At 71.9% G+C, this 21277-nt stretch carries 20 protein-coding genes; 9 read left to right on the forward strand and 11 right to left on the reverse strand.

The window, feature by feature from the left end:
* Positions 1-34 precede the first annotated feature (34 nt).
* From AMK10_RS29285 to AMK10_RS29300, 4 genes are all read right to left on the reverse strand, one after another.
* Entirely contained in the window at positions 35-478 is a 444-nt protein-coding gene (locus AMK10_RS29285; RefSeq protein WP_073751422.1) for an SPW repeat protein, read from the reverse strand.
* 89 nt (positions 479-567) lie between these two features.
* Entirely contained in the window at positions 568-1578 is a 1011-nt protein-coding gene (locus AMK10_RS29290) for an ADP-ribosylglycohydrolase family protein (protein WP_073751423.1), read from the reverse strand.
* 31 nt (positions 1579-1609) lie between these two features.
* A complete protein-coding gene (locus AMK10_RS29295) occupies positions 1610-2257 on the reverse strand; it encodes a fasciclin domain-containing protein (RefSeq protein WP_073751424.1) in 648 nt (215 codons plus the stop codon).
* A 76-nt stretch (positions 2258-2333) separates the two neighbouring features.
* Positions 2334-3902 (reverse strand): molybdopterin-dependent oxidoreductase, encoded by a 1569-nt coding sequence (locus AMK10_RS29300; RefSeq protein ID WP_073751425.1) that lies wholly within the window; start codon positions 3900-3902, stop codon positions 2334-2336.
* Between the two features lie 221 nt (positions 3903-4123).
* On the opposite strand from AMK10_RS29300, the gene AMK10_RS29305 reads away from it, so the two are divergent.
* The 5 genes from AMK10_RS29305 to AMK10_RS29325 all read left to right on the forward strand — a co-directional run bounded on the left by AMK10_RS29305 (position 4124) and on the right by AMK10_RS29325 (position 9651).
* Positions 4124-5395: an NAD(P)/FAD-dependent oxidoreductase gene (locus tag AMK10_RS29305; RefSeq protein WP_073751426.1), complete on the forward strand. Its 1272-nt coding sequence runs from the start codon at positions 4124-4126 to the stop codon at positions 5393-5395.
* Positions 5389-6117 (forward strand): DUF1365 domain-containing protein, encoded by a 729-nt coding sequence (locus tag AMK10_RS29310; protein ID WP_073751428.1) that lies wholly within the window; start codon positions 5389-5391, stop codon positions 6115-6117. Before AMK10_RS29305 ends, AMK10_RS29310 begins: the two co-directional genes overlap by 7 nt.
* A gap of 68 nt (positions 6118-6185) precedes the next feature.
* Positions 6186-7451, forward strand: a complete 1266-nt coding sequence (locus AMK10_RS29315; protein ID WP_198959823.1) for an SAM-dependent methyltransferase — start codon at positions 6186-6188, stop codon at positions 7449-7451.
* Positions 7448-8842 (forward strand): SAM-dependent methyltransferase, encoded by a 1395-nt coding sequence (locus tag AMK10_RS29320; protein WP_073751432.1) that lies wholly within the window; start codon positions 7448-7450, stop codon positions 8840-8842. Before AMK10_RS29315 ends, AMK10_RS29320 begins: the two co-directional genes overlap by 4 nt.
* Positions 8839-9651: a DUF1295 domain-containing protein gene (locus AMK10_RS29325; protein WP_073751434.1), complete on the forward strand. Its 813-nt coding sequence runs from the start codon at positions 8839-8841 to the stop codon at positions 9649-9651. Before AMK10_RS29320 ends, AMK10_RS29325 begins: the two co-directional genes overlap by 4 nt.
* A 66-nt stretch (positions 9652-9717) precedes the next feature.
* On the opposite strand, the gene AMK10_RS29330 is transcribed toward AMK10_RS29325, so the two are convergent.
* The 4 genes from AMK10_RS29330 to AMK10_RS29345 all read right to left on the reverse strand — a co-directional run bounded on the left by AMK10_RS29330 (position 9718) and on the right by AMK10_RS29345 (position 12555).
* Positions 9718-10473, reverse strand: a complete 756-nt coding sequence (locus tag AMK10_RS29330) for an anti-sigma factor (RefSeq protein WP_073751436.1) — start codon at positions 10471-10473, stop codon at positions 9718-9720.
* Complete coding sequence (locus tag AMK10_RS29335; protein WP_073751438.1) at positions 10470-11054, reverse strand: sigma-70 family RNA polymerase sigma factor; 585 nt, start codon at positions 11052-11054, stop codon at positions 10470-10472. Before AMK10_RS29335 ends, AMK10_RS29330 begins: the two co-directional genes overlap by 4 nt.
* Before the next feature lie 86 nt (positions 11055-11140).
* Positions 11141-11596 (reverse strand): ABA4-like family protein, encoded by a 456-nt coding sequence (locus AMK10_RS29340; RefSeq protein ID WP_073751440.1) that lies wholly within the window; start codon positions 11594-11596, stop codon positions 11141-11143.
* The gene (locus tag AMK10_RS29345) at positions 11593-12555 is read right to left on the reverse strand and encodes a hypothetical protein (protein WP_073751442.1); all 963 of its coding nucleotides are present in this window, start codon (positions 12553-12555) and stop codon (positions 11593-11595) included. Before AMK10_RS29345 ends, AMK10_RS29340 begins: the two co-directional genes overlap by 4 nt.
* Before the next feature lie 105 nt (positions 12556-12660).
* Between AMK10_RS29345 and AMK10_RS29350 the strand changes: the two genes are divergently transcribed.
* Positions 12661-13353 carry a MerR family transcriptional regulator gene (locus AMK10_RS29350; protein WP_073751444.1) on the forward strand — a complete coding sequence of 231 codons (693 nt, stop codon included), beginning with the start codon at positions 12661-12663 and terminating at the stop codon, positions 13351-13353.
* A gap of 105 nt (positions 13354-13458) precedes the next feature.
* Here AMK10_RS29350 and AMK10_RS29355 read toward each other — a convergent pair whose 3' ends face one another.
* Both AMK10_RS29355 and AMK10_RS29360 read right to left on the reverse strand, forming a co-directional pair.
* Positions 13459-14301, reverse strand: coding sequence for a siderophore-interacting protein (locus AMK10_RS29355; protein WP_073751446.1), 843 nt, complete (start codon positions 14299-14301; stop codon positions 13459-13461).
* Between the two features lie 76 nt (positions 14302-14377).
* The gene (locus tag AMK10_RS29360; RefSeq protein ID WP_073751448.1) at positions 14378-15286 is read right to left on the reverse strand and encodes a 5'-3' exonuclease; all 909 of its coding nucleotides are present in this window, start codon (positions 15284-15286) and stop codon (positions 14378-14380) included.
* Between the two features lie 270 nt (positions 15287-15556).
* Here AMK10_RS29360 and AMK10_RS29365 point away from each other — a divergent pair, with 270 nt between their 5' ends.
* The 3 genes from AMK10_RS29365 (at position 15557) to AMK10_RS29375 (ending at position 20053) form a co-directional block, all read left to right on the forward strand.
* Entirely contained in the window at positions 15557-16663 is a 1107-nt protein-coding gene (locus AMK10_RS29365; RefSeq protein ID WP_073751450.1) for a quaternary amine ABC transporter ATP-binding protein, read from the forward strand.
* Entirely contained in the window at positions 16656-19283 is a 2628-nt protein-coding gene (locus tag AMK10_RS29370) for an ABC transporter permease/substrate binding protein (protein WP_073751452.1), read from the forward strand. Before AMK10_RS29365 ends, AMK10_RS29370 begins: the two co-directional genes overlap by 8 nt.
* A gap of 224 nt (positions 19284-19507) precedes the next feature.
* Entirely contained in the window at positions 19508-20053 is a 546-nt protein-coding gene (locus AMK10_RS29375; protein WP_073751454.1) for a helix-turn-helix domain-containing protein, read from the forward strand.
* Positions 20054-20085: 32 nt separating this feature from the next.
* On the opposite strand, the gene AMK10_RS29380 is transcribed toward AMK10_RS29375, so the two are convergent.
* Positions 20086-21240, reverse strand: a complete 1155-nt coding sequence (locus AMK10_RS29380; protein ID WP_073751456.1) for a TDT family transporter — start codon at positions 21238-21240, stop codon at positions 20086-20088.
* Positions 21241-21277: the final 37 nt, after the last annotated feature.

The raw sequence follows: 21277 nt of genomic DNA on the forward strand, positions 1-21277 counted from the left end.
TGCGCGCCTGTGGCCGCTCCGGCGTGTCCTCCCGTCAGGTCTTCTTGCTGTTCTTCATCGAAAGTCCCGCGCAGGCTGCCCCCAGCACGATCGCCAGACCACCGACGATGACGTTGTTGAGGATGACGCCCGTGTCCGGGCTCTGGCCCACGACCCAGGTCGACACGATCAGCCAGGCGCCCAGGGCGACGATGGCGATGCTCATCCCGGTCATCCGCTCGGGCATGGCGGTGAAGCAGAGCGCCAGCACGGCTATCGCGATACCGATGACCAGGTTGTGCGTCACCAGTGAGGGCTGGCTCGCGGTGAAGTGAAGCACCCACGGCGAGACGGCGCAGTACAGACCGAGCAGAAACACCGGTGCGTCCGCCATGGCCGTGGTCCGGCCGCCGCTCATCACGCGATCGTGGCGGGCCCGCATTTCTTCGGCATCGGGATGGGCGGAGATGTCCCTCCCGGTGTGCGAGATGTTACTCATGAGGATGTTCTCCTTCGCACTTGCTGGAGCGACCGCTGTGAGCAACGCGGTCATCAGCTCTCCTTGCCCAGTGTGCTCTTATATGTCCCTTATGTGTAGTGCTCCGGGCGGTTGATTCCTGCGGTTCCGTCGAGCCGGAGTGCAAGCCTTTCCAGGTCCCCCGTCCGCAGGACCCTGCCCCCGTGACCCGGCAGCGGTACGTGCAGCAGACGCGTCCAGCGCTCCGGGACGGCGCCGGCCCCGTACACCGCGCCGGCCAGCCCGCCGGTGACCGCCGCGACCGTGTCGGTGTCCCCGCCCCTGTCCACGGCCGCCCCCAGGGCCTCCTCGAACCCGTCGGTGGTGCGCAGCGCCCACAGCGCCGTCCCGAGGCACGGCCACACCGCGCCGTTGAACTCGGTGGCGTCGTCCGGATGCCAGTCGGGGGCCAGGACGACGGCCCAGCGGGCCCGGTGGTCCGGGTGGACGGCGGCCAGCGCGTCGTCGACGGCGGCGAGGGGATCGCCGCCCTCCAGCGCCACCCGCACCAGCTCGTGGAAGACGGCCGTGCCCTCCCAGGCCGCCCGGTCGCCGTGCGTCAGTGCCGCGATCCGGCGCGCCGCGTCCATCGTCGCCGTCCGCCCCGAGCCGGCGAAGTACACCGCCGAGGTGGTGGCGCGCATCAGTGAACCGTTGCCCGCGGCGCGGGTGTTGACCTGGAAGTGGAGTGCGGCGGCCAGGTCCCAGGGATCGCCGCTCGTGAGCACGTCCTCGGTCTGCAGACCGATGTCCTTCGGCTCGGCCGCCGCCCACCGGCGGAACCGGCCGAAGATGTCCGGGAGGTCCAGGCCGCCCCGCTCCAGCAGCGACTCCCCGACGAGGACGGCCATCTGCGTGTCGTCCGTCGCCTCGCCCGGATCCCAGCCGCCGCCCCCGCACATCGTGCCCGCCCCGTCCGGGAACCTGGCGCCGTAGACGCCCGGGAGCCCGAACTCGAAGGGGGCGCCCAGGGCGTCACCGGCCGCGGACCCGACGACCGCGCCCACCGCACGAGCCCCGCGGTCCGTGCCGCTCCGGTCGGGTCGGAGAGCGCGGTCCTCGGGGCTCGTGGGAGTCGTCATCCCGTCAGCGTACCGACGGGGGCACGACGGGTCAGGCGGCCGGCATCAGGACGGTGTCGACGATGTAGACCGTGGCGTTGGCGGTCGGGACGTTGCCGCAGACGACCTTGGAGGAGTCGTTCACGGTGTACTCCTCGCCCGAACCCGCGGTCGTCAGCTTGGTCTTGGCGAGGGTGTCGAACGAGCCCTTCTCCAACTGCTGCGGCGTCAGCTTCTGGCCGACCACGTGCGCGGTGAGCACCTTGGTGAGCTCGGCCTTGTTCGCGAGCAGCTTGTCCAGGTCGGCCTTCGGGATCTTGGCGAAGGCGTCGTTGGTGGGGGCGAACACCGTGATGTTCTCGGCGCTGTTCAGGGTGTCGACAAGACCGGCCTGCTTGACGGCGGCCACCAGCGTGGAGAGCGCCGGGTTGTTCGACGCGGCCGTGGCGACGGGGTCCTGGGCCATGCCCGCGAAGGAGCCCGCACCCTCCTTCGGCACCGACGCACAGCCCGGACCGAACGGCTCGTCCATCGTCGAGGCGCTCTCGGTCTCCTTGGCCGGCGCGCTCGACGCGGCCTTGTCGGCGCCGGAGTCCGAGGAGGAGCTGCCCGAGTCGGAGGAGCAGGCGGTCAGCGCGAGGGGCAGCAGGGCCGCGGCGGAGACGCTGACGGCGATACGGCGGAGGTGACGGGTGTTCATGGTGTTCTCCTGGATGGATCGTTGTTCGAATGAGGAAAGAAAGAAAGGGGAGCGGTCCGGTGCCGGGCACCGGTGGTCAGGCCACGTCGACCACCACCGAGTGCCACCCGGTCGCACCGTCGGGGACGGTGCCGACCCGCTTGTCGGTCTGTGTGGCGCCGGTACGGTCCGTCGCGCGGACCTCGAGGGTGTGGTGACCGCTCGTGGCGGGCCACTCCCACACCCACTGGCGCCAGGTGTCACGGCCGGCCTCGGCGGCCAGCCGGGCGGTGTGCCACTCGCCTCCGTCGACCCGGACCTCGACCCGGGCGATGCCCCGGTGCTGGGCCCAGGCGACACCGGCGACCGGTACGGTCCCGGCTCGCGGAGAGGCGAAGGGACGAGGTGTGTCGATCCGTGACTGGGTCTTGACCGGAGCCTCGCGGGACCAGTCCCGCTCGACCCAGTAGGCGTCGTACGCGTCGAACGTCGTGAGCTCGATGTCCTGGATCCACTTGCACGCCGAGACGTAGCCGTAGAGGCCGGGGACGACCATCCGGACGGGGAAGCCGTGGTCGAACGGCAGAGGTTCGCCGTTCATGCCGAGCGCGAGCAGCGCGTCGCGACCGTCCATGACGTCCTCGACCGGGGTACCGATCGTCATGCCGTCCACGGAGCGCGACACGATCTGGTCCGCCGGCCCGCCCTTCGACGGAGGCTTCACGCCCGCCTCGCGCAGCAGATCGGCCAGACGTACGCCGATCCACCGGGCATTGCCGACGTACGGACCGCCGACCTGGTTGGACACGCAGGTCAGCGTGATGTCGCGCTCGACGAGCTCGCGCCCCAGGAGGTCCTGGAAGCTGAGGGTGACGGGTCGCGCCACCCCCTTCCCATGGATGCGCAGCCGCCACCGGTCCGCGTCGACACGCGGCACCACCAGGGCGGTGTCCACCCGGTAGAAGTCCTTGTTCGGGGTGGTGAACGAGCTCAGGCCACGGATGTCCAGCTCCGCTCCGCCCGGTATCGCGGTGGCGGGCGAGGCCGGCGCGGGGAGCACGACGTCACCCCGCGAGGCGGAGACCCCGGCCAGCCGAGACGCCTGGAGCCGTCGCCCCAGAAGTCCCGCACCGGCCGAGGCCGCCGCTGCTGCGGTCGCCGCGAGGACGAATCCGCGGCGGTCGAAGGCGCCCTGTTCCCCGCCGTCGCCCGTCTCCCCAGCCGCGGGAGGCGGGACGTCGACGGGGGCCAGCCGTCCGGTCAGGAGATACAGCACCCCTGCGGCCACCAGCGCGCCCACGACCGAGGGCAGCACGTCGGCGGGGCGGCCCTCCGGCCGCCCCGCCGCCGACACTGCCCCGACCACACCGAAGACCAGGACGGCCGCGGCGCCGGCCCACCGGTGCCGCAGCGCGAGAACCCCCACCGACATGGCGAAGGCCGCCAGGAGGACGAGGATCCCGAGCTGCAGGACCAGCTTGTCGGCGGTGCCGAAGTTCCGTACGGCGAAGTCCTTCACGGCCGGGGGAGTGCGGTCGATGACCGCCCCGCCCACGGCCGTCACGGGACCCGCCTCGGGACGCACGGCTGCCGCGACCAGTTCGGCGACGCACAGGGCGGTGAACCCGGCGATCAGACCGCTGAGCGCGGCGGACGAGGCGCGCACCCAGCGGGATCGCCGGGAGCCGCCGGCCCCGTGCTTCAGCGAAGTGTCTTGGTCTCTTGTCACGCCGGGAATTCGGCGCGGATCGCCCGGCGGATTGGTCGTTCACTCGATCGAGGGAAGTCCGATCATCGGCCAATCCAAGACGTCCGCTGTCTCGAATGACCTCTGAGGAGCACTGGGGAACGACCCCGGCCAGGCACGCACGACCGGAGGGAACACGGATGTCAGGGGAGCGGCGGCGCACAGCCGTAGTGGGCAGCGGGGTGGCGGGACTGACCGCCGCGCACGTCCTGGGGAAGGCGCACGACGTGACGCTCGTCGAGGCGGACGAGCGCGCCGGCGGACACGCGCACACCCACGACCTGACCTCGTCGGACGGCCGGACACACCGCGTCGACTCGGGCTTCATCGTGCACAACCGGCGGACGTATCCGCATCTGCTCCGGCTCTTCCGTGAACTCGGAGTGGAGACGCAGGAGTCCGAGATGAGCATGTCCGTGCGCTGCGAGGGGTGCGGACTCGAGTACGCGGGCGCCCGGGGCGCCGCCGGGCTGTTCGCCCGGCCCGGCTCCGCCGTACACGGCCCCTACCTGCGGATGCTGACCGAGGTGCCGCGCTTCCACCGGGCGGCCAGGGCGCTGCTCGCCATGCCGGAGGGGACCGGGGACATGACCCTGGGGGAGTTCGCGGAGCGCGGGCGGTTCTCCGCCTACTTCCGCGCGCACTTCCTGACCCCCATGGTCTCCGCCGTCTGGTCCTGCGACCCGGTGACCGCGACGCTCTACCCCGCCCGCTACCTCTTCCGGTTCCTCCAGCACCACGGGATGCTCTCGATCGGCGGTTCCCCGGTCTGGCGGACCGTCACCGGCGGGTCGCGCTCGTACGTCGACCGCGTCGTCAAGCAGGTGTACTCCGTGCGGACGGCCACCCCGGTCAGGACCGTCCGCAGGCACAGCGACGGCGTGGAGATCGTCACCGAGGACGGCGCGACCGAGGAGTACGACGCGGTGGTCCTCGCCACCCATCCCGGCCAGGCACTCCGGCTGCTCGCCGACCCGACCGACGAGGAACGGCGCACGCTCGGGGCGTTCCGCTACACCCGCAACCCCACGCTGCTGCACACCGACACCACGCTGCTGCCCCGCAGCCGGGGGGCCGCCGCCTCCTGGAACTATCTGATGCCGTCCTGCGCCGCCGACGCCGACCGGGTCACCGTCAGCTACGACATGAACCGCCTCCAGCGGCTGGACGCCCCCGAACGGTTCGTCGTCACGCTGAACGGCGCGGACCGGGTCGACCCGGACTCCGTACGGGCCCGCATGGTGTACGAACACCCGGTGTTCACGCCGGAGTCGGTGGCCGCCCAGGCCCGGCTCCCCGCGCTCTCCGGGCCGGTCACCGCCTTCGCGGGCGCCTACCACGGCTGGGGGTTCCACGAGGACGGCTGCCGGTCCGGCGCCGAGGCCGCCGCCGCGCTGGGGGTGACATGGTGAGCAGCGCCCTCTACCCGTGCACCATCACCCACGTACGGACCGCGCCCCGCCGGTACGCCCTGCGGCACCGCACCTATCTGTGGCTCATCGACCCGGACCGCCCGCCGGAGCTGCCCGCGCTCCTGCGCCCGCTGGCCGGCTTCGACGCCCGTGACCACTTCGGCGGCACGGCGCCCACGGTGCGGGCCGGGCTCGAACGGTTCCTCTCGGCCCAGGGCGTCGACCTCGCCGACGGCACCGTCACCATGCTCACCCAGGCCCGCGTCCTCGGGCACGTCTTCAACCCGCTGACCGTCTACTGGTGCCGCCGCCCCGACGGCAGCCCCCTCTGCGTGGTCGCCGAGGTGCACAACACCTACGGCGAACGCCACTGCTACCTGCTGCGCCCCGACGCCGAGGACCGGGCGGCCACCGGCAAGGACTTCTACGTGTCGCCGTTCTTCCCGGTCGACGGCGACTACCGCATGCGGCTGCCGGAGCCGGACGGACGGCTCAGCCTGACGGTCCATCTGGAGCGCGAGGCCGCCCGCCCGTTCACCGCGACCGTACGCGGGACACGGCGCCCCGGCACCCCCGCCCAGCTGCTGCGGCTGTTCCTGCGCCACCCCTTCTCCACCGCGGTCGTGTCCGCCGCCATCCGCCTGCACGGCATCCGGCTGTTCCTGCGCCGGCTGCCCGTCCAGCCCCGCCCCCGTCACCACACCCAGGAAGGCATGCAGTGAAGGTGCCCACCTCTCCCACCTCTCCCACCCCGCCCCTCTCGCCCGTCGCGCCCGCCCCCGGCGGCCCGATCCCGGCCCAGACGCGGGCCACCACGACGACCCCCCTCACCGGCGTCGATCCCGGCCGATGGCCCGACGTCGCCGCCCAGCCACGGGCCTCCGGCATCAGGACGGCCGTGGCCGAACGGCTCGTACGGCACGCGCTGTCCAGGCTTCCGCTGCGCGCCCGGTTCGCCGGCCGCGACAGCATCGGGCTCGGCGGACCGCTCATGGAGATCCGCCGGCCCGACGCGTTCTTCCGGCGGATCGGCGCGGGCGGCCTCGTCGGGTTCGGCGAGTCGTACATGGCCGGGGAGTGGGACTCGCCCGACCTCGTCGGAGTGCTGAGCGTCCTCGCCGGGAACGCCGCGGACCTCGTCCCCGCACCGCTGCAGAAGCTGCGCGGCCTCTGGGCCCTGCGGCAGCCCGCGTCGCAGGCCAACACCCCCGAGGGCTCACGGGAGAACATCAGCCACCACTACGACCTGTCGAACGACCTCTTCGCCCTCTTCCTCGACGAGACGCTGAGCTACTCCTCGGCGGTCTTCCGCGGCTTCCCCGCCGAGCAGGGCCTGCTCCCCGCCGCCCAGCACCGGAAGATCGACCTCCTGCTCGACCTGGCCGGCGTGGGACCCGGCACCGAACTGCTGGAGATCGGCACCGGCTGGGGCGAACTCGCCATCCGCGCCGCCGCGCGGGGCGCCCGCGTCACCACCCTCACGCTCTCCCGGGAACAGCGGGAGCTGGCCAGGGGCCGCATCCGAGAGGCCGGTCACGAGGACCGCGTCGACGTGCGGCTCTGCGACTACCGGGACGCCGCGGGGGAGTACGACGCGATCGTCAGCGTCGAGATGATCGAGGCCGTCGGCGAGGAGTTCTGGCCGGTGTACTTCCGGACGCTGGAGCGCTGCCTCGCCCCGGGCGGGCGTATCGCGCTCCAGGCCATCACCATGCCGGACGACCGGATGCTCGCCAGCCGCAGCACCTACACCTGGATCCAGAAGTACATCTTCCCCGGCGGGCTGCTCCCCTCCACCGAGGCCGTCGAACGCGTCACCACCGCCCACACCGGACTGCGGATCAGACAGCGCGGCGCCTTCGGCATGCACTACGCCGAGACCCTCAGGCTGTGGCGGGAACGCTTCGAGGAGCGCGCCGCCCAGGTCGACGCGCTCGGCTTCGACGCGACCTTCCGCCGGATGTGGACCTTCTACCTCGCCTACTCCGAGGCCGGATTCCGGTCCGGCTACCTCGATGTGCAGCAGATTCTCCTGACCCGTGAGGACACCGCGTGAACACCTTGACCGACACCCCGGGAACCGGAGCCGCGCAGCGGATCGCGCCGGTCGTCGAGCAGTTCCTCGGCGGTCCGCCGCCGGTCAGGATCAGGATGTGGGACGGCAGCGAGACCGGCCCCGAGGACGCCCCCACCGTGCACGTACGCTCCCGCCGCGCGCTGCGCAGGCTCCTGTGGCAGCCGGGCGAACTCGGCCTCGCCGAGGCCTACATCACCGGTGACATCGACATCGCCGACGACCTCGGTGAGGGTCTGCGCGCCATGCGCCGCGCGTCACGGGAACAGGGCCTCGACCTGCCCCGTCCCCGTGTCGCCGACCGCCTGCGGGCGGCCGGGACCGCACTGCGCCTCGGCGCGGTCGGCCCCCGCCCGCCGGTTCCCGCCGCCCGGGCGGGGCTCAGCGGCGCCCTGCACAGCAAGGCCCGCGACCGGGCGGCCATCAGCCACCACTACGACCTGTCGAACGCCTTCTACTCCCTGCTGCTCGACGAGACCATGGCCTACTCGTGCGGCTACTGGACCGGCACCGGCCCCGAGTACGGGCCGGCCGACGCCCAGCGCGACAAGCTGGAGCTGATCTGCCGCAAGCTCGGACTGCGGCCCGGCGCCCGGCTCCTCGACATCGGCTGCGGCTGGGGGTCCCTGACCCTCCACGCGGCGGGCAGGCACGGGGTCCGCGTCACAGCGGTCACCCTGGCGCGGGAGCAGGCGGCGTACGTACGCGGACAGGTGGCGGAACGCGGCCTGGAGGACCTCGTCGAGGTGCACTGCTGCGACTACCGCGACGTCCCCGGCCTGCCGGACTTCCGGGGCGGGTACGACGCCGTGTCCACCGTGGAGATGGGGGAGCACGTCGGGGACGCCGAGTACCCGGCCTTCACCGCGCTGCTCCACTCCGTGCTCCGGCCGGGCGGCCGGGCCCTGGTCCAGCAGATGTCCCGGGGCACCACCGCTCCCGGCGGCGGGGCCTTCATCGAGTCCTACATCGCCCCGGACATGCACATGCGCCCGCTCGGTGAGACGGTCGGTCTCCTCGAAGGGGCGGGGCTGGAGGTCCGTGACGTGGAATCGATGCGCGAGCACTACGTGCTGACCGTCGAGGCGTGGCACCGCACGCTGGAGGAGCGCTGGCCCGAGTTCACGGCCCTGGTCGGCGAGGAGACCGCCCGGGTGTGGCGCCTCTACCTGGTGGGCGGCGCCCTGGCCTTCGAGGAGCGGCGCATGGGCGTGGACCAGATCCTCTCCGTCCGGCCCGGTGCGGAGGGCTCGGCGGGCATGCCCCTCACCCGCCACGGCTGGTACGAGGGCCTCGGCCGGGCGGCCGGAGAGGGCGGCCGTACCCAGGCCGGATCCGGCGTCGCGGCGCCACGCACCGGGGCCGGCCGGTGAACGGCTTCGCCTGGCAGGAGTTCGCCACGAACCTGGCGGCGGCGGCGGGCGCCGCCCTCGCCGTCATGCTCGTGACCTTCCTGATCGCCCTGCGCAAGGGGATGCACAGGATCGTCGACGTCGCGTGGGGCCTCGGCTTCGCGGCCGTCGCCCTCGTCTCGTACGCGATGTCGGCCGGCGGGGGCAGCGACGCGCGCCGGCTCCTGGTGACCGTGCTGACCGTGGTGTGGGGCGGGCGGCTGGCCGTGCACATCGGCCGTCGGGGCCGGGGCCACGGGGAGGATCCGCGCTACGAGGCCATGCTGGCCAAGGCGCCGGGCCACCCCGCGCTGTACGCCCTGCGGAAGGTCTATCTGCTCCAGGGCGCGCTGGTCTGGCTCATCTCCCTGCCGGTGCAGGCCGGGTACTACCTTCCGGGGCCGCTCGACGCGTGGGCCTGGGCCGGTGCGGCGCTCTGGGCGGTGGGACTCGTCTTCGAGGGGGTGGGCGACGCGCAGCTCGCCCGCTTCAAGCGCGACCCGGCGAACAAGGGCCGGATCATGGACCGGGGGCTGTGGTCCTGGACCCGGCACCCGAACTACTTCGGCGACTTCTGCGTCTGGTGGGGGCTCTTCCTCGTCGTCTGCGGCGACCCCGCGGTCGCGGCCACCACGCTCGTCTCGCCCGTGGTCATGAGCCTCCTGCTGACCAAGGGCAGCGGCAAGGCCCTGCTGGAGCGGCACATGGAAGGACGGCCGGGATACGCCGAGTACGTCGCCCGCACCAGCGGCTTCCTCCCGCTGCCCCCGGGCACGCCCCGCCGGGGCTGAACCACCGGACAGGGGTGTGCCCCCGGCCTCGCGCTCGGGCCGGGGGCACACCCGCGTGGTGAGGGCTCAGGCGTCCCGGAACTCCATCAGCGCCACCGGCGCGGAGGTCGGCTGATCGGATCCGCCCGTCGGTTCGACGGTGATGCCCATGCCGGAGGCCCGGTCCACGGGCCCGTCCAGCAGGACCGCGTCGTCCGTCGCGGACGGATTCATCAGCCCGGCCGACCGCATGCCGCCGGCGTCGTCGAACCACAGCTGGTACACCTTGCCGCCGGGCGGCGGTGCCATGTCCGAGGCGAGGAACACCGCCCGGTTCACGCTCTTCGAGACGACCACGGTGCCCCGGGCGCCGTTCCCGAGATCCGCGGCGGTGGTCGTGGCGTCCGGCGCGGTGAGCACCCGCGCCACCTGCTCGTTGTGCCGCTGGGCCCGGTCGGTCTCCTGCCGGGCGTCCTGGGCGACCTGGTTCTGCCACACGGCGACCCCGCCGAACGCGGCAGCGGCGGCGACGCAGGCGGCGAGCGCGTACGTCGACCAGCGGCCGGCCCGCCCGGAGGGGGACCCGGCGCGCGGGCTCCCGGCATGGGGCGGCGGATCCTGCCGTACGGTCGAGATCTCCCGCAGCACCCGCTCCCGCAGCGCGGGCGGCGGGGTGGCGGAGACGGCGAGCCCGAGCCGGGCGGCGGTGGCCGACAGCTCGCGCACCTCCTGGGCACACGCCTCGCAGGCGCCCAGATGCCGTTCGAACTCGACGCGCTCGTCCTCGGGCAGAGCGTGCAGGGCGTAGGCCCCGGTCAGTGTGTGCAGTTCGGCCGTGCTCATGCGCTCACCCCCAGGCAGTCGCGCAGCCGGATCAGTCCGTCGCGCAGTCGTGTCTTGATCGTTCCCAGCGGTACGGAGAGCAGCTCGCCGACCTCGCGATACGTCAGTCCGCGGTAGTACGCCAGTGTCACCGACTCCCGCTGGAGCTCGGAGAGGGTCCGCAGACAGCGCCGGACCTGCTCCCTCTCCAGCCGGGACTCGACCTGCTCGGACACCTCGTCGAAGTCCGGGGTGCGGTCCAGCAGCGCCGCCTTGTGCTCCCGCGCGGCGGCGGCCTCGGCCGAGCGGACGCGGTCCACCGCGCGGCGGTGCGCGAGGGTCAGCACCCAGTTCATGGCGCTGCCCCGGGACGGCTGGTAGCGGGCGGCGGTACGCCACATCTCGACCAGGACCTCCTGGGCCACCTCCTCCGACTGGGCCGGGTCCCGGAGCACGCTCCGCACCAGACCGAGGACCGGCCCGCTGACCTGGTCGTACACCTGGTTGAAGGCGTCCTGGTCGCCACGGGCGACCTGGACGAGCAGGTCGTCCAGGCGGGGGCCCGGCGAGGGGACCCCACTGATGTGTACGGCTTCTCTCACGCGGACGATCCTCCCGGAGCACGCATCGGTTTCCTGACTGATTCGGAGCCGGCGTCTCTCCGGATTGGTCGAACAGGATACGGATTTCAGGGACCGGCCCCGGCCGAGGCCCTCGCCTGCCCGGTCCGGGACCCCACGGCCGCGCGGACGACCAGGAAGACCACCAGGCCGATCGGTGACAGAAGGATCGTCAGCACCAGCACGGGGCCCATGACGAGTGGGTGCACCCCCCTGCGGCGCGACTCCAGGAAGATCCATTGTCCGAGCAGCAGATCCCACGCGATGATCTGCGCCCAGACCGCGCCGGCGCCGTTCGCCGACGCCGTGAGCTCGCGGAACGTGTCGATGTCGGGGCTGCTCACCGCCGCCCACAGCTCGGGGAACACCGGGACGGCCATCACGGCCCAGAGGGTGAGCACCGGAAGGACGGTGAGCGGGGACGCGGCCACGCGGGCGGTCAGGGGCCGGTGCGGCGCGAAGATCATCAGCAGCCAGACGGGGGCCACCGCCATGAACGTGATCTCGAAGAGGGCGCCGGTCATGACACGAGCTCCTTGTCCTGCGCTCCGGCCGACGGGGTGGAGCCGTCACGCCGCAGCGCGACGAGGGATCCGGCGGCCGTGGCGGCGGCGATCAGACCCGCGGCGGCGAGCGTCGCCCCGTCGGGGTGGACCAGCGGCTGACCGCGCAGCGCCTGCCAGGTCACCAGGGCCACGACGGCGGCGTACGAACCGGAGGCGACGAGCACCAGACGCAGACGCACGCGGGGGTCGCGCAGCCGGGTGATCCGGGGCGCGAGAAGCATCAGGGCGAGCAGGAACAGCGGGAGCAGCTGCAGGGCGTGCATGCCCACGAAGTGCGGGACGCGCAGGTCGCCGCCCGTCGTCGACCAGCCGGTCAGGGCCATCGAGGGGCCGCCGTCCGGCACACCGACCGCGTGGGCGCCGACCACGTCGGCGGTGTCGAGACCGCCCGCCGCCCGCTGTCCGGCGGAGGGCTGGGTCATGAGGTAACCGAACGCGGCACCCACCAGGGCGATCAGCACCCCGGACCGTACGGCCCAGGCGGAGGCGCGGTCGGCGATCCGTGCCCGGAACAGCAGGACCGCGATGACGAGGGTGCCCGTCCAGAGGATCACGATGGTGACGGCCATGACGTCGTAGAGCGTCGAGTCGAGCGGGGTCGCCTGGTTGAAGTGGCTCCGCCTGCCCCTGATCACCTGGCCGGTGATGACCGCCATCTCCCCCGCGCACGCGAGAGTGACGACGGTGCCCGCCCACCACCCCACGCGCCGGGCACGGGTCAGGAGCGTCAGCATCCACGCCAGGGCCAGGGCGTACACCACGAAGGAGACGGCGAACTTGAACGGCTTGGCCCAGATCGCCGAGCCCGCCAGGACCCGGTCGTCCACCAGGATCCCCACCGCGGCGACGACGGCCATCACGGCCATCGCGGCGGCGAAGAGGACTAACGGCCGGTGCCATGTGCGCCAGGACTGCATGAAAACCCCCCCAGAAAGAATAGATAGCGGTACTGTCCACTATCGGATAGTGAAACTATCTATGATGGAGGTCGGCCTGGCAAGCTCCTGAGAGGTGAACGCACAGTGCGCATCGGTGAATTGAGCCGGCGGTCCGGGGTTCCGGTACCGACGATCAAGTACTACGTACGGGAAGGGCTGCTGCCCCCGGGCGAGCTGACCAGCCCGAACCAGGCGCGGTACGGCGACGGGCACGAGCGCAGGCTGAGACTGATCAGGGCCCTCCTGGACGTCGGAGGGCTGTCCTTGTCCGCCATCGCGGAGGTCCTGACGACGATCGACGACCCGGGGCAGCCGGTGCACGAGGTGCTCGGAGTGGCGGCCAACCGCATCACCTCCGCAGAGGTCGCGGAGTGCGGGGAGTCCGATGAGTCCGATGAGGCGGGGCCCGGGTCGGCCGAGGCGTGCGAGGAGGTCGCCGCGCTGCTGGCGCGGCGCGGCTGGCGGGTGAGCGAGGACAACCCGGCGGCCCGTTCCTTGGTGGGTGTGCTGGCCGCCCTGCACAGGGTGGGCCACGGCGGATTCGCCGAGCTGCTCGACGTCTACGCGGACGCGGCGGAGCCCGTCGCCCTCGCCGACCTCGACTACGTTCGGCGGCGGGTGGCCCGCGAGGACCTGGTGGAGACTGCCGTCGTCGGCACGGTGCTCGGGGAGGCCATGTTCGGTGCCCTGCGGCGGCTCGCCCATGTCGAGGCCTCCGCCCGTGCGTACGGGGAGACGGACGTGGCGGAGGGGGCCGAGGGGGCCGAGCGGCCGTGAGGCGGGCCGGGCGGTGGGGCGGCACGGCGGAACCCGGTCACCGTCCACGACGGTGACCGGGTTCCGGGGTCTTCGGGGGCCGGTCCGGCCCGATCCGGACGGCCCCTACGCGGCGCTCTCCTGCTCGCGCTCCACCTGCTCGTTCCACTCGCGCTTCACCGCGCGCCAGGCGTCGTCGTTCTGGCCGAGGCGCCAGTAGCCCGAGATCGACAGCTGCTGGAGGGGGATGCCGCGCTCCAGACGCAGATGGCGCCGGATCTCCTTCACGAATCCCGCCTCGCCGTGCACGAAGGCCTGTACCTCGCCCTCGGGGAAGTCCAGCCCGCTCACCGCGGCGATCAGGGACTCGCCCACGGGGCGGTCCCCGCGGTGCAGCCAGGTCACCGAGACGCCGTCGGGCGCCACGAGCTTCTGCTCCTCGGAGGCGTCCGGCACCTCGATGAACGTGTGCACCAGTGCGCCCTGCGGCATCTGCTCCAGCGAGGCGGCGATCGCGGGGAGGGCGCTCTCGTCCCCCACCAGCAGGTGCCAGTCGGCCGATGCCTCCGGTACGTAACCCCCGCCGGGGCCCAGGAAGGTCACCTGGTCACCGGGGGTCGCCCGTGCCGCCCAGGGGCCCGCGAGGCCCTCGTCGCCGTGCACCACGAAATCGATCGCGAGCTCGCGGCTGCCCGGGTCCCAGGAGCGCACCGTGTACGTACGGGTGGTGGGCCACAGCTCGCGGGGGTACTCCTCGCGGATGGCGGCCATGTCGAAGGGGTGGGCGTAGTCCGCACCCTCGGGCGCGAAGCACAGCTTGACGTAGTGGTCGGTGTAGCCCGCGAGGGCGAAATCGGCCAGGCCGTCGCCACCGAGGACCACGCGCACCATGTGCGGGGTGATCTGCTCGGTGCGCAGGACCTGCGCCCCCTGCGCCTTCGGTGCCCGGCGTTGCGGCCGCTCTGCCACGAGGTTCTCCCTGCTCTGGACCAGCTCTTGACCCGTATGGGGTACTGAGTACTTAGGTTTACCTAAGCTAGCACCTTCAGGTCTGGAGCGTGAGAAGCAGGCGCTGCAGCGCCCCTCCCAGGCCCCACCGGGTGGCGAGGGTCTCCAGGGCCGCCGGATCGCGCGGTTCACGGGGGAGGGCGGGGTCGAACGGGGGCAGGGGCACGTCGTCCGCGACCCGGACCACCTTGGGGGCCACGGCCACGTAGTCCCGCGCCTCGTCCAGCCGCTTGCGCTGGGACGGGGTGAGCCGGGCGGCCGGGTCGTCCACCGCGGCCATGATCCCGGCCAGGTCGCCGAAGGCGTCCAGCAGCTTCGCCGCCGTCTTCTCGCCGATCCCGGGGACGCCCGGCAGGCCGTCGCTCGGGTCGCCGCGGAGCAGGGCCAGATCGACGTATCCGGCGCCGTCCACGCCGTACTTCTCGCGCAGCCAGGACTCGTCGGTCAGCTGGAGCGACCCCACGCCCTTCAGGGGGTAGAGCACGCGCACCCCCCGGGCGTCGTCGACCAGCTGGTAGAGGTCGCGGTCCCCGGTCACGATGTCCACGGGGCCGTCGGCCCGCCGGGCCAGCGTGCCGATCACGTCGTCCGCCTCGTACGGCGAGACGCCCACGCGGGCGATGCCCAGGGCGTCGAGCACGGCCTCGATGACGGGGACCTGAGGGGAGAGGGTGTCCGGGGTCTCCTCCTCGTCGGGCACGCCGGCCGGAGTCTCGGCCGCCACGCGGTGCGCCTTGTACGTCGGGATCAGCTCGACCCGCCAGTGCGGACGCCAGTCCGCGTCCATGCAGGCCACCAGGTCGTCCGGCCGGTGGTCCTGCACGAGCCTGGCGATGAAGTCGAGCAGTCCGCGCACGGCGTTGACCGGCGTCCCGTCCGGTGCGCGCACCGAGTCCGGGACGCCGAAATAGGCGCGGAAGTAGAGGGAGGCGGTGTCGAGGAGCATCAGGCGTCGCGTCACACCCCGATGATGCCGCACCCCTGTGACAGTCGGCCCGCTGGTGCGGGAGGGGCGCGCGGTTCCCGTGATGCCGGTTTCTTTCGGGTGAGCTGGATCACACAAGTGTTTGGGTCGCGTAAGTGGGGGCAGGCGCGCCACCGGAGCGGACCACGTCCATTTTTCAACGAATGCGCGTGCTCTGCGGGCCGAATCCGCACCGCTCCACGGTCTGCTGCGGGGGCGGCAGACCGTTTCGGTTCAACGCGTGAGGTGTATGTGTCAAGGCTGCAAGCGGAACACCTGTACAAGGTGTTCGGCAGACGACCCGATCAAGCCGTGCAGAGGCTCGAAGGCGGTACCCACCGCGACGAGCTGCGCGCCGACGGAACGACCGCAGCGGTGATCGACGCCTCGTTCACCGTGGAGCCGGGCCAGATCTTCGTCGTCATGGGGCTCTCGGGATCCGGGAAGTCCACCCTGCTGCGGATGCTCAACGGCCTGCTGGAGCCCACCGCCGGGCGCGTGCTCTTCGACGGCCAGGACCTGACCGCCCTGAGCCCCCGTGAGCTGCGCAGCGTCCGCTCCACCAAGATCAGCATGGTCTTCCAGCACTTCGCGCTCTTTCCCCACAGGAGCGTCCTGGAGAACGCCGCGTACGGCCTGGAGGTCCAGGGCGTGGCGCGTGCCGAGCGTGAGGAACGCGCCGCCCAGGCACTGGAGCTGACCGGCCTCGCCGGCTGGGAGAAGTCCTGGCCCGACGAGCTGTCCGGCGGAATGCAGCAGCGGGTGGGCCTCGCCCGCGCGCTCGCCACCGACGCCGACCTGCTCCTCATGGACGAGTCCTTCAGCGCGCTCGACCCGCTGATCCGCCGCGACATGCAGGACCAGCTCCTGGAACTCCAGAAGCGCCTGAAGAAGACCATCGTCTTCATCACCCACGACCTCAACGAGGCCATGCGCCTCGGCGACCGTATCGCCGTCATGCGCGACGGCGAGATCGTCCAGCAGGGCACCGCCGAGGACATCCTCGTGCGGCCCTCCAACGACTACGTCGCCTCGTTCATCCAGGACGTCGACCGCTCCAGGGTGCTCACGGCCGGTTCCATCATGGAGGCGCCCGCAGCGGGTAGCGCCGACGAGGACCTGCTGGCCGAGGCGCCCGCGACGGTGACCTCGGAGACTCCGATAGCCGAGCTCTTCGCCCCCTGTTCCACCAGCGGTGCGGCCGTCGCCGTGACCGACGAGGACGGCGGTGTCATCGGCCTCGTGCAGCGCGAGACGCTGCTCGCCGCGCTCGGCGAGGAACCGCAGGTGGAGCCCCAGGCCGACACCCAGGTGCCGGCTCCCCGGGACGAGGCCGAGAAGGTGATCGCCGGTGCCTAGGCTCTCCTTCGGCAGCTGGGTCGAGGACGCGGTCGACTGGCTCCAGTCGAACCTGACCTGGATCTTCGACTTCATCAAGACCGTCCTCGGCGGCATGTACGACGGCGTCAACGCCGTGCTCAGCGGTGGTGAACCGCTCCTGATGGCCGGCATCTTCGCCGTCGTCGCCTTCTGGCTGCGCGGTGTGATCCCCGCCGTGCTCACCTTCGTGGGCTTCGCGCTCATCGACTCCCTCGCCCTCTGGGACGAGGCGATGGCCACGCTCTCGCTGGTCGTCGTGGCCGCCGTCATCACCATCGTGATCGCGGTGCCCACGGGCATCTGGGCGGCGCGCAACAACCGGGTCAGCGCCGCGCTGCGGCCCGTCCTGGACGTCATGCAGACGATGCCCGCCTTCGTCTACCTGATTCCCGGCGTCATGTTCTTCGGCGTCGGTGTCACCCCCGGCGTCATCGCCACGATCGTCTTCGCGATGCCGCCCGGCGTCCGGATGACCGAGCTCGGCATCCGCCAGGTCGACGGCGAGCTGGTCGAGGCCGCCGAGGCCTTCGGCACCACGCCCAAGCACACCCTCACCCGGGTGCAGCTGCCGCTGGCCCTGCCGACGATCATGGCCGGAATCAACCAGGTCATCATGCTGGCCCTGTCGATGGTCGTCATCGGCGGCATGGCCGGCGCCGGCGGCCTCGGTGAGAAGGTCTACGCCGCGATCACCCAGCTCCAGGTCGGCCTCGCCGCCGAGAGCGGGATCGCCGTCGTCATCCTCGCCATGTACCTGGACCGGATGACCGGAGCGCTCAACGAGCGGGTCTCCCCGCTCGGCCGCCGCGCCGCCGCCAAGGTCGCGGCAGGTGCCCGCCGGCTCAAGTTCACGCACTACAAGCCCGGCACGGCCGTCGCGATGACCGGTGTCATCGTCCTCGCGCTCGTCGCGGGCGGCCTCAACATCGCCGGTTCCTCCGACTCCGAGGGCGCGAAGGCCGACGCCTCGAACGTCGGCCAGGGCCAGAAGATCAACATGGGCTACATCCCCTGGGACGAGGGCATCGCCTCCACGTTCCTGTGGAAGGAGATCCTGGAGCAGCGCGGCTACGAGACCGGGATCACCCAGCTCGACGCCGGCCCGCTCTATTCCGGTGTCGCCCGCGGCGACATCGACTTCCAGACGGACTCCTGGCTGCCGACCACGCACAAGGACTACTGGGACAAGTACAGCGACCAGCTGGACGACCTCGGTTCCTGGTACGACCCCACCTCGCTGGAGCTGACGGTTCCCTCGTACGTGAAGGGCATCGACTCGCTCGAGGACCTCAAGGGCCAGGGCAAGAAGTTCAACGGCAAGATCATCGGCATCGAGGCCAGTGCCGGGATGATGGGCACCCTCAACAAGAAGGTGCTCAAGGAGTACGGCCTGGAGGGCGAGTACGAGGTCGTCTCCTCCAGCACCTCCTCGATGCTGGCCGAGCTCAACGCCTCCATCAAGAAGAAGGAGCCGGTCGTGGTGACCCTGTGGTCGCCGCACTGGGCCTACGGCAAGCACGACCTGAAGAAGCTCGCGGACCCGAAGGGCGCCTGGGGCAAGGGCGAAGAGGTCCACACCGTCGCGCACAAGGGCTTCGCCAAGAAGGCGCCCGCCGTCGCCAAGTGGCTCAAGGACTTCGAGCTCACCGAGAAGCAGCTCACCAGCCTCGAGAACGAGATCCAGAACGCCGGCCAGGGCAAGGAGCAGGACGGCGTCCGCACCTGGCTGAAGAAGAACCCGGGCCTGGTCGACAAGCTGGCCCCCGTGCCGGGCGGCGGCAGCTCGCAGCAGGGCAAGGACGCGGGCAAGACCGTGAACATGGGCTACTTCCCGTGGGACGAGGCCATCGCCTCCACCTACCTCTGGCAGAACATGCTGGAGGACCGGGGATACAAGACCACGGTCAAGCAGCTCGACCCGGGACCGCTCTACACGGGTCTCGCGCAGGGCCAGCTCGACGTCCAGTTCGACTCCTGGCTGCCGACGACGCACAAGGACTACTGGGACCGGTACAAGGACAACCTGACCGATCTCGGCTCCTGGTACGGGCCGACCTCGCTGGAGCTGACGGTTCCCTCGTACGTGAAGGGCATCGACTCGCTCGAGGACCTCAAGGGCCAGGGCAAGAAGTTCAACGGCAAGATCATCGGCATCGAGTCGAGCGCCGGGATGATGGGCACCCTCAACAAGAAGGTGCTCAAGGAGTACGGCCTCGAAGGTGAGTACGAGGTGGTCTCCTCCAGCACCTCGTCGATGCTGGCCGAGCTGAACCGGTCGATCAAGAAGAAGGAGCCGGTCGTGGTGACCCTGTGGTCGCCGCACTGGGCCTACGGCAAGCACGACCTGAAGAAGCTCGAGGACCCGAAGGGCGCCTGGGGCGACGGCGAGCAGATCCACACGGTCGCCAAGAAGGACTTCGCCAAGGACTTCCCGGAGCTGACCGGCTGGCTGAAGGACTTCAAGCTCAGTGAGGCGCAGCTCGCCTCGCTGGAGGTGGAGATCCAGAAGGGCGGCGCGGGCAAGGAGAAGGAGTCCGCCCGCCGCTGGATGGACGCCAACCCGGACGTGGTGGAGAAGCTGACGCCCGTCGGCAGCTGATCCGCCCGCCTCGCGGCGGCTGGTCCGCGAGCCCCTCGGAGGCAGGTCCAGCAGTTCGTCCCATGAAGGGGGCGGCCCCGGTAGCGAACCGGGGCCGCCCCCTTCAGGCTGGTCGAAGGGAGTCCCCGAAGGTTCTCCGTCCCTCCACTTCCGCTCCATCCTGCCGACGACATGCGTAGGGTGCTGGCAACCGGGAGGATGGCGATCCGGGGAGGGAGCCGGACATGGACGACAAGGAAGCCCTTCGAGTGGGTGCCGCGGTTCGCCGACGCCGCAGGACCCTCGGACTCACCCTGGCCGCGGTCGCCGGGCGCAGCGGTCTGTCCGTACCGTTCCTCAGCCAGATCGAGAACGAACGGGCGAGACCCAGCCCCCGGTCCCTGGACCGGGTGGCCGAGGCGCTGGAGACCACGACCGAGCGGCTGAGGGCCGCGGCGGACTCGGCACGCGCCGTGGACGTCGTGCGGGCGGACGACGAGAACGGCGTACGCCGGCTCGTGCGGGGCCGCCACCAGCTCAGCGCGCTGGAGTTCGTCGGGGAGACGGACCTCGGGCAGGAGTTCCAGCACCGCAACGACGAGGTGATGTACGTCGTGGAGGGCGCCGTCGAGGTCGAGGCGGAGGGGCAGGCCCATCGGCTCGGCCGGGGCGACACCCTCTTCCTGTCCGGCGGGGTCCGGCACCGGTGGCGGGCGACCGTCCCGGGCACCCGGCTGCTGGTGGTCTCGGTCGCCGAGCACATCGACGCGACCTACGACTCGCGCCGCTGACCCCGCCGGCGGCGCTCACCGCGCGGCGCGGATCATGTGGCGCGGACCGCCGCCGGGCGCAGCTGCCGGGGCGCCGCGAGCAGCGCCCCGCTGAACAGCCCGCCCAGCGTCCGTACGCCCGCCAGCGCCCAGGCGGTCACCAGCAGCGCGTAGAGCCCCACCGCCAGCCAGGTGAACGCGTCCAGCCCGGTGTGCCGGGCCAGTCCCGCCGCGCCCGTGACGCATGTGCCGACCGGGAAGGTGAACCCCCACCAGGTCATCGTGAACCCCATGCCGCGCCGGACCGCGCGCACCACCATCGCGCCGGACAGCGCCAGCCAGAGCAGGGCGAAGCCCATCACCGGTACCCCGTACAGCACGGCGAAGGCGCCGAAGGCCGAGGCGTACGGCGCCCCGATCGCGCCCGGCGCCACATCGGCCAGCTGATTCACCGCGGTCGTGGACTGGCCCAGCGGGCCGAGCACCAGGAACAGCGTCGGGGTCGCCGCGAGCGGCAGCGGGCCCTCGTGCACCAGCCGCGCGAAGACCAGGGGCACGACCACCAGGGTCGCCAGGATGGACAGCCCGAACATCGCGTAGCAGGCCAGCAGCAGTGCCTCGCGCGCCTGGCCGGGAGGCAGCTCGGGCACCAGCAGCGGCCCGACGGCGGCGGACACCATCGGGGCCACCAGGGGCAGCAGCCAGACCGGCGAAGCGGTACCGGCCGCGGGGCGGTGGCGTACGACCATCAGATACGGGATCACCACGGCCGCCGCGAGCCCGGCCGCCGTGCCCGCCGTGAACAGCACCGCGTCCACGGCGACGGCCGCCGGGCGCCCGACGAGGTCCCGGCCCACCACCAGGGTGCCCGCGCCCACCGCGAGCAGCGCCATGGACAGGCAGCCGTGGAAGGGGGCGACGGCGGGGTCGAGGAGGTGCGCGCGGGCCTGGTCCCGGTGGGCGATCCAGTGCCCGGCACGGGCCACGAGGACGGTCACCAGCAGGACGGCGGACAGCGCCCACACCCCGAGGCAGACCGTGCGCAGGCCCGGCACGTCCACGGGCAGCGCGACGCCCGCGGTGGCCACGATGGCGGTGCCCATGACGGTCGCGTACCAGTTCGGGCCCAGATGCCGGAGCGAGGGAAGCCGTACGGCGGCGGGCCGGAGGGCGGGGGTCCGGGTCTTGGTATGCGGAAAGATGGCCATGCCACGATTCTCACCGGGCGGCCCGGGGCCCACCAGG

This window comes from Streptomyces sp. CB02058, from assembly GCF_001905505.1.
Lineage (GTDB): Bacteria > Actinomycetota > Actinomycetes > Streptomycetales > Streptomycetaceae > Streptomyces.

Excerpts from the sequence above, each read along its gene's own strand:
- AMK10_RS29360 (WP_073751448.1), bottom strand. The coding sequence starts at position 15,286 with ATGCTCCTCGACACCGCCTCCCTCTACTTCCGCGCCTATTTCGGCGTC.
- AMK10_RS29345 (WP_073751442.1), bottom strand. The coding sequence starts at position 12,555 with ATGCAGTCCTGGCGCACATGGCACCGGCCGTTAGTCCTCTTCGCCGCC.
- AMK10_RS29290 (WP_073751423.1), bottom strand. The coding sequence starts at position 1,578 with ATGACGACTCCCACGAGCCCCGAGGACCGCGCTCTCCGACCCGACCGG.
- AMK10_RS29305 (WP_073751426.1), top strand. The coding sequence starts at position 4,124 with ATGTCAGGGGAGCGGCGGCGCACAGCCGTAGTGGGCAGCGGGGTGGCG.
- AMK10_RS29310 (WP_073751428.1), top strand. The coding sequence starts at position 5,389 with ATGGTGAGCAGCGCCCTCTACCCGTGCACCATCACCCACGTACGGACC.
- AMK10_RS29340 (WP_073751440.1), bottom strand. The coding sequence starts at position 11,596 with ATGACCGGCGCCCTCTTCGAGATCACGTTCATGGCGGTGGCCCCCGTC.
- AMK10_RS29375 (WP_073751454.1), top strand. The coding sequence starts at position 19,508 with ATGGACGACAAGGAAGCCCTTCGAGTGGGTGCCGCGGTTCGCCGACGC.
- AMK10_RS29295 (WP_073751424.1), bottom strand. The coding sequence starts at position 2,257 with ATGAACACCCGTCACCTCCGCCGTATCGCCGTCAGCGTCTCCGCCGCG.
- AMK10_RS29285 (WP_073751422.1), bottom strand. The coding sequence starts at position 478 with ATGAGTAACATCTCGCACACCGGGAGGGACATCTCCGCCCATCCCGAT.
- AMK10_RS29330 (WP_073751436.1), bottom strand. The coding sequence starts at position 10,473 with ATGAGCACGGCCGAACTGCACACACTGACCGGGGCCTACGCCCTGCAC.
- AMK10_RS29380 (WP_073751456.1), bottom strand. The coding sequence starts at position 21,240 with ATGGCCATCTTTCCGCATACCAAGACCCGGACCCCCGCCCTCCGGCCC.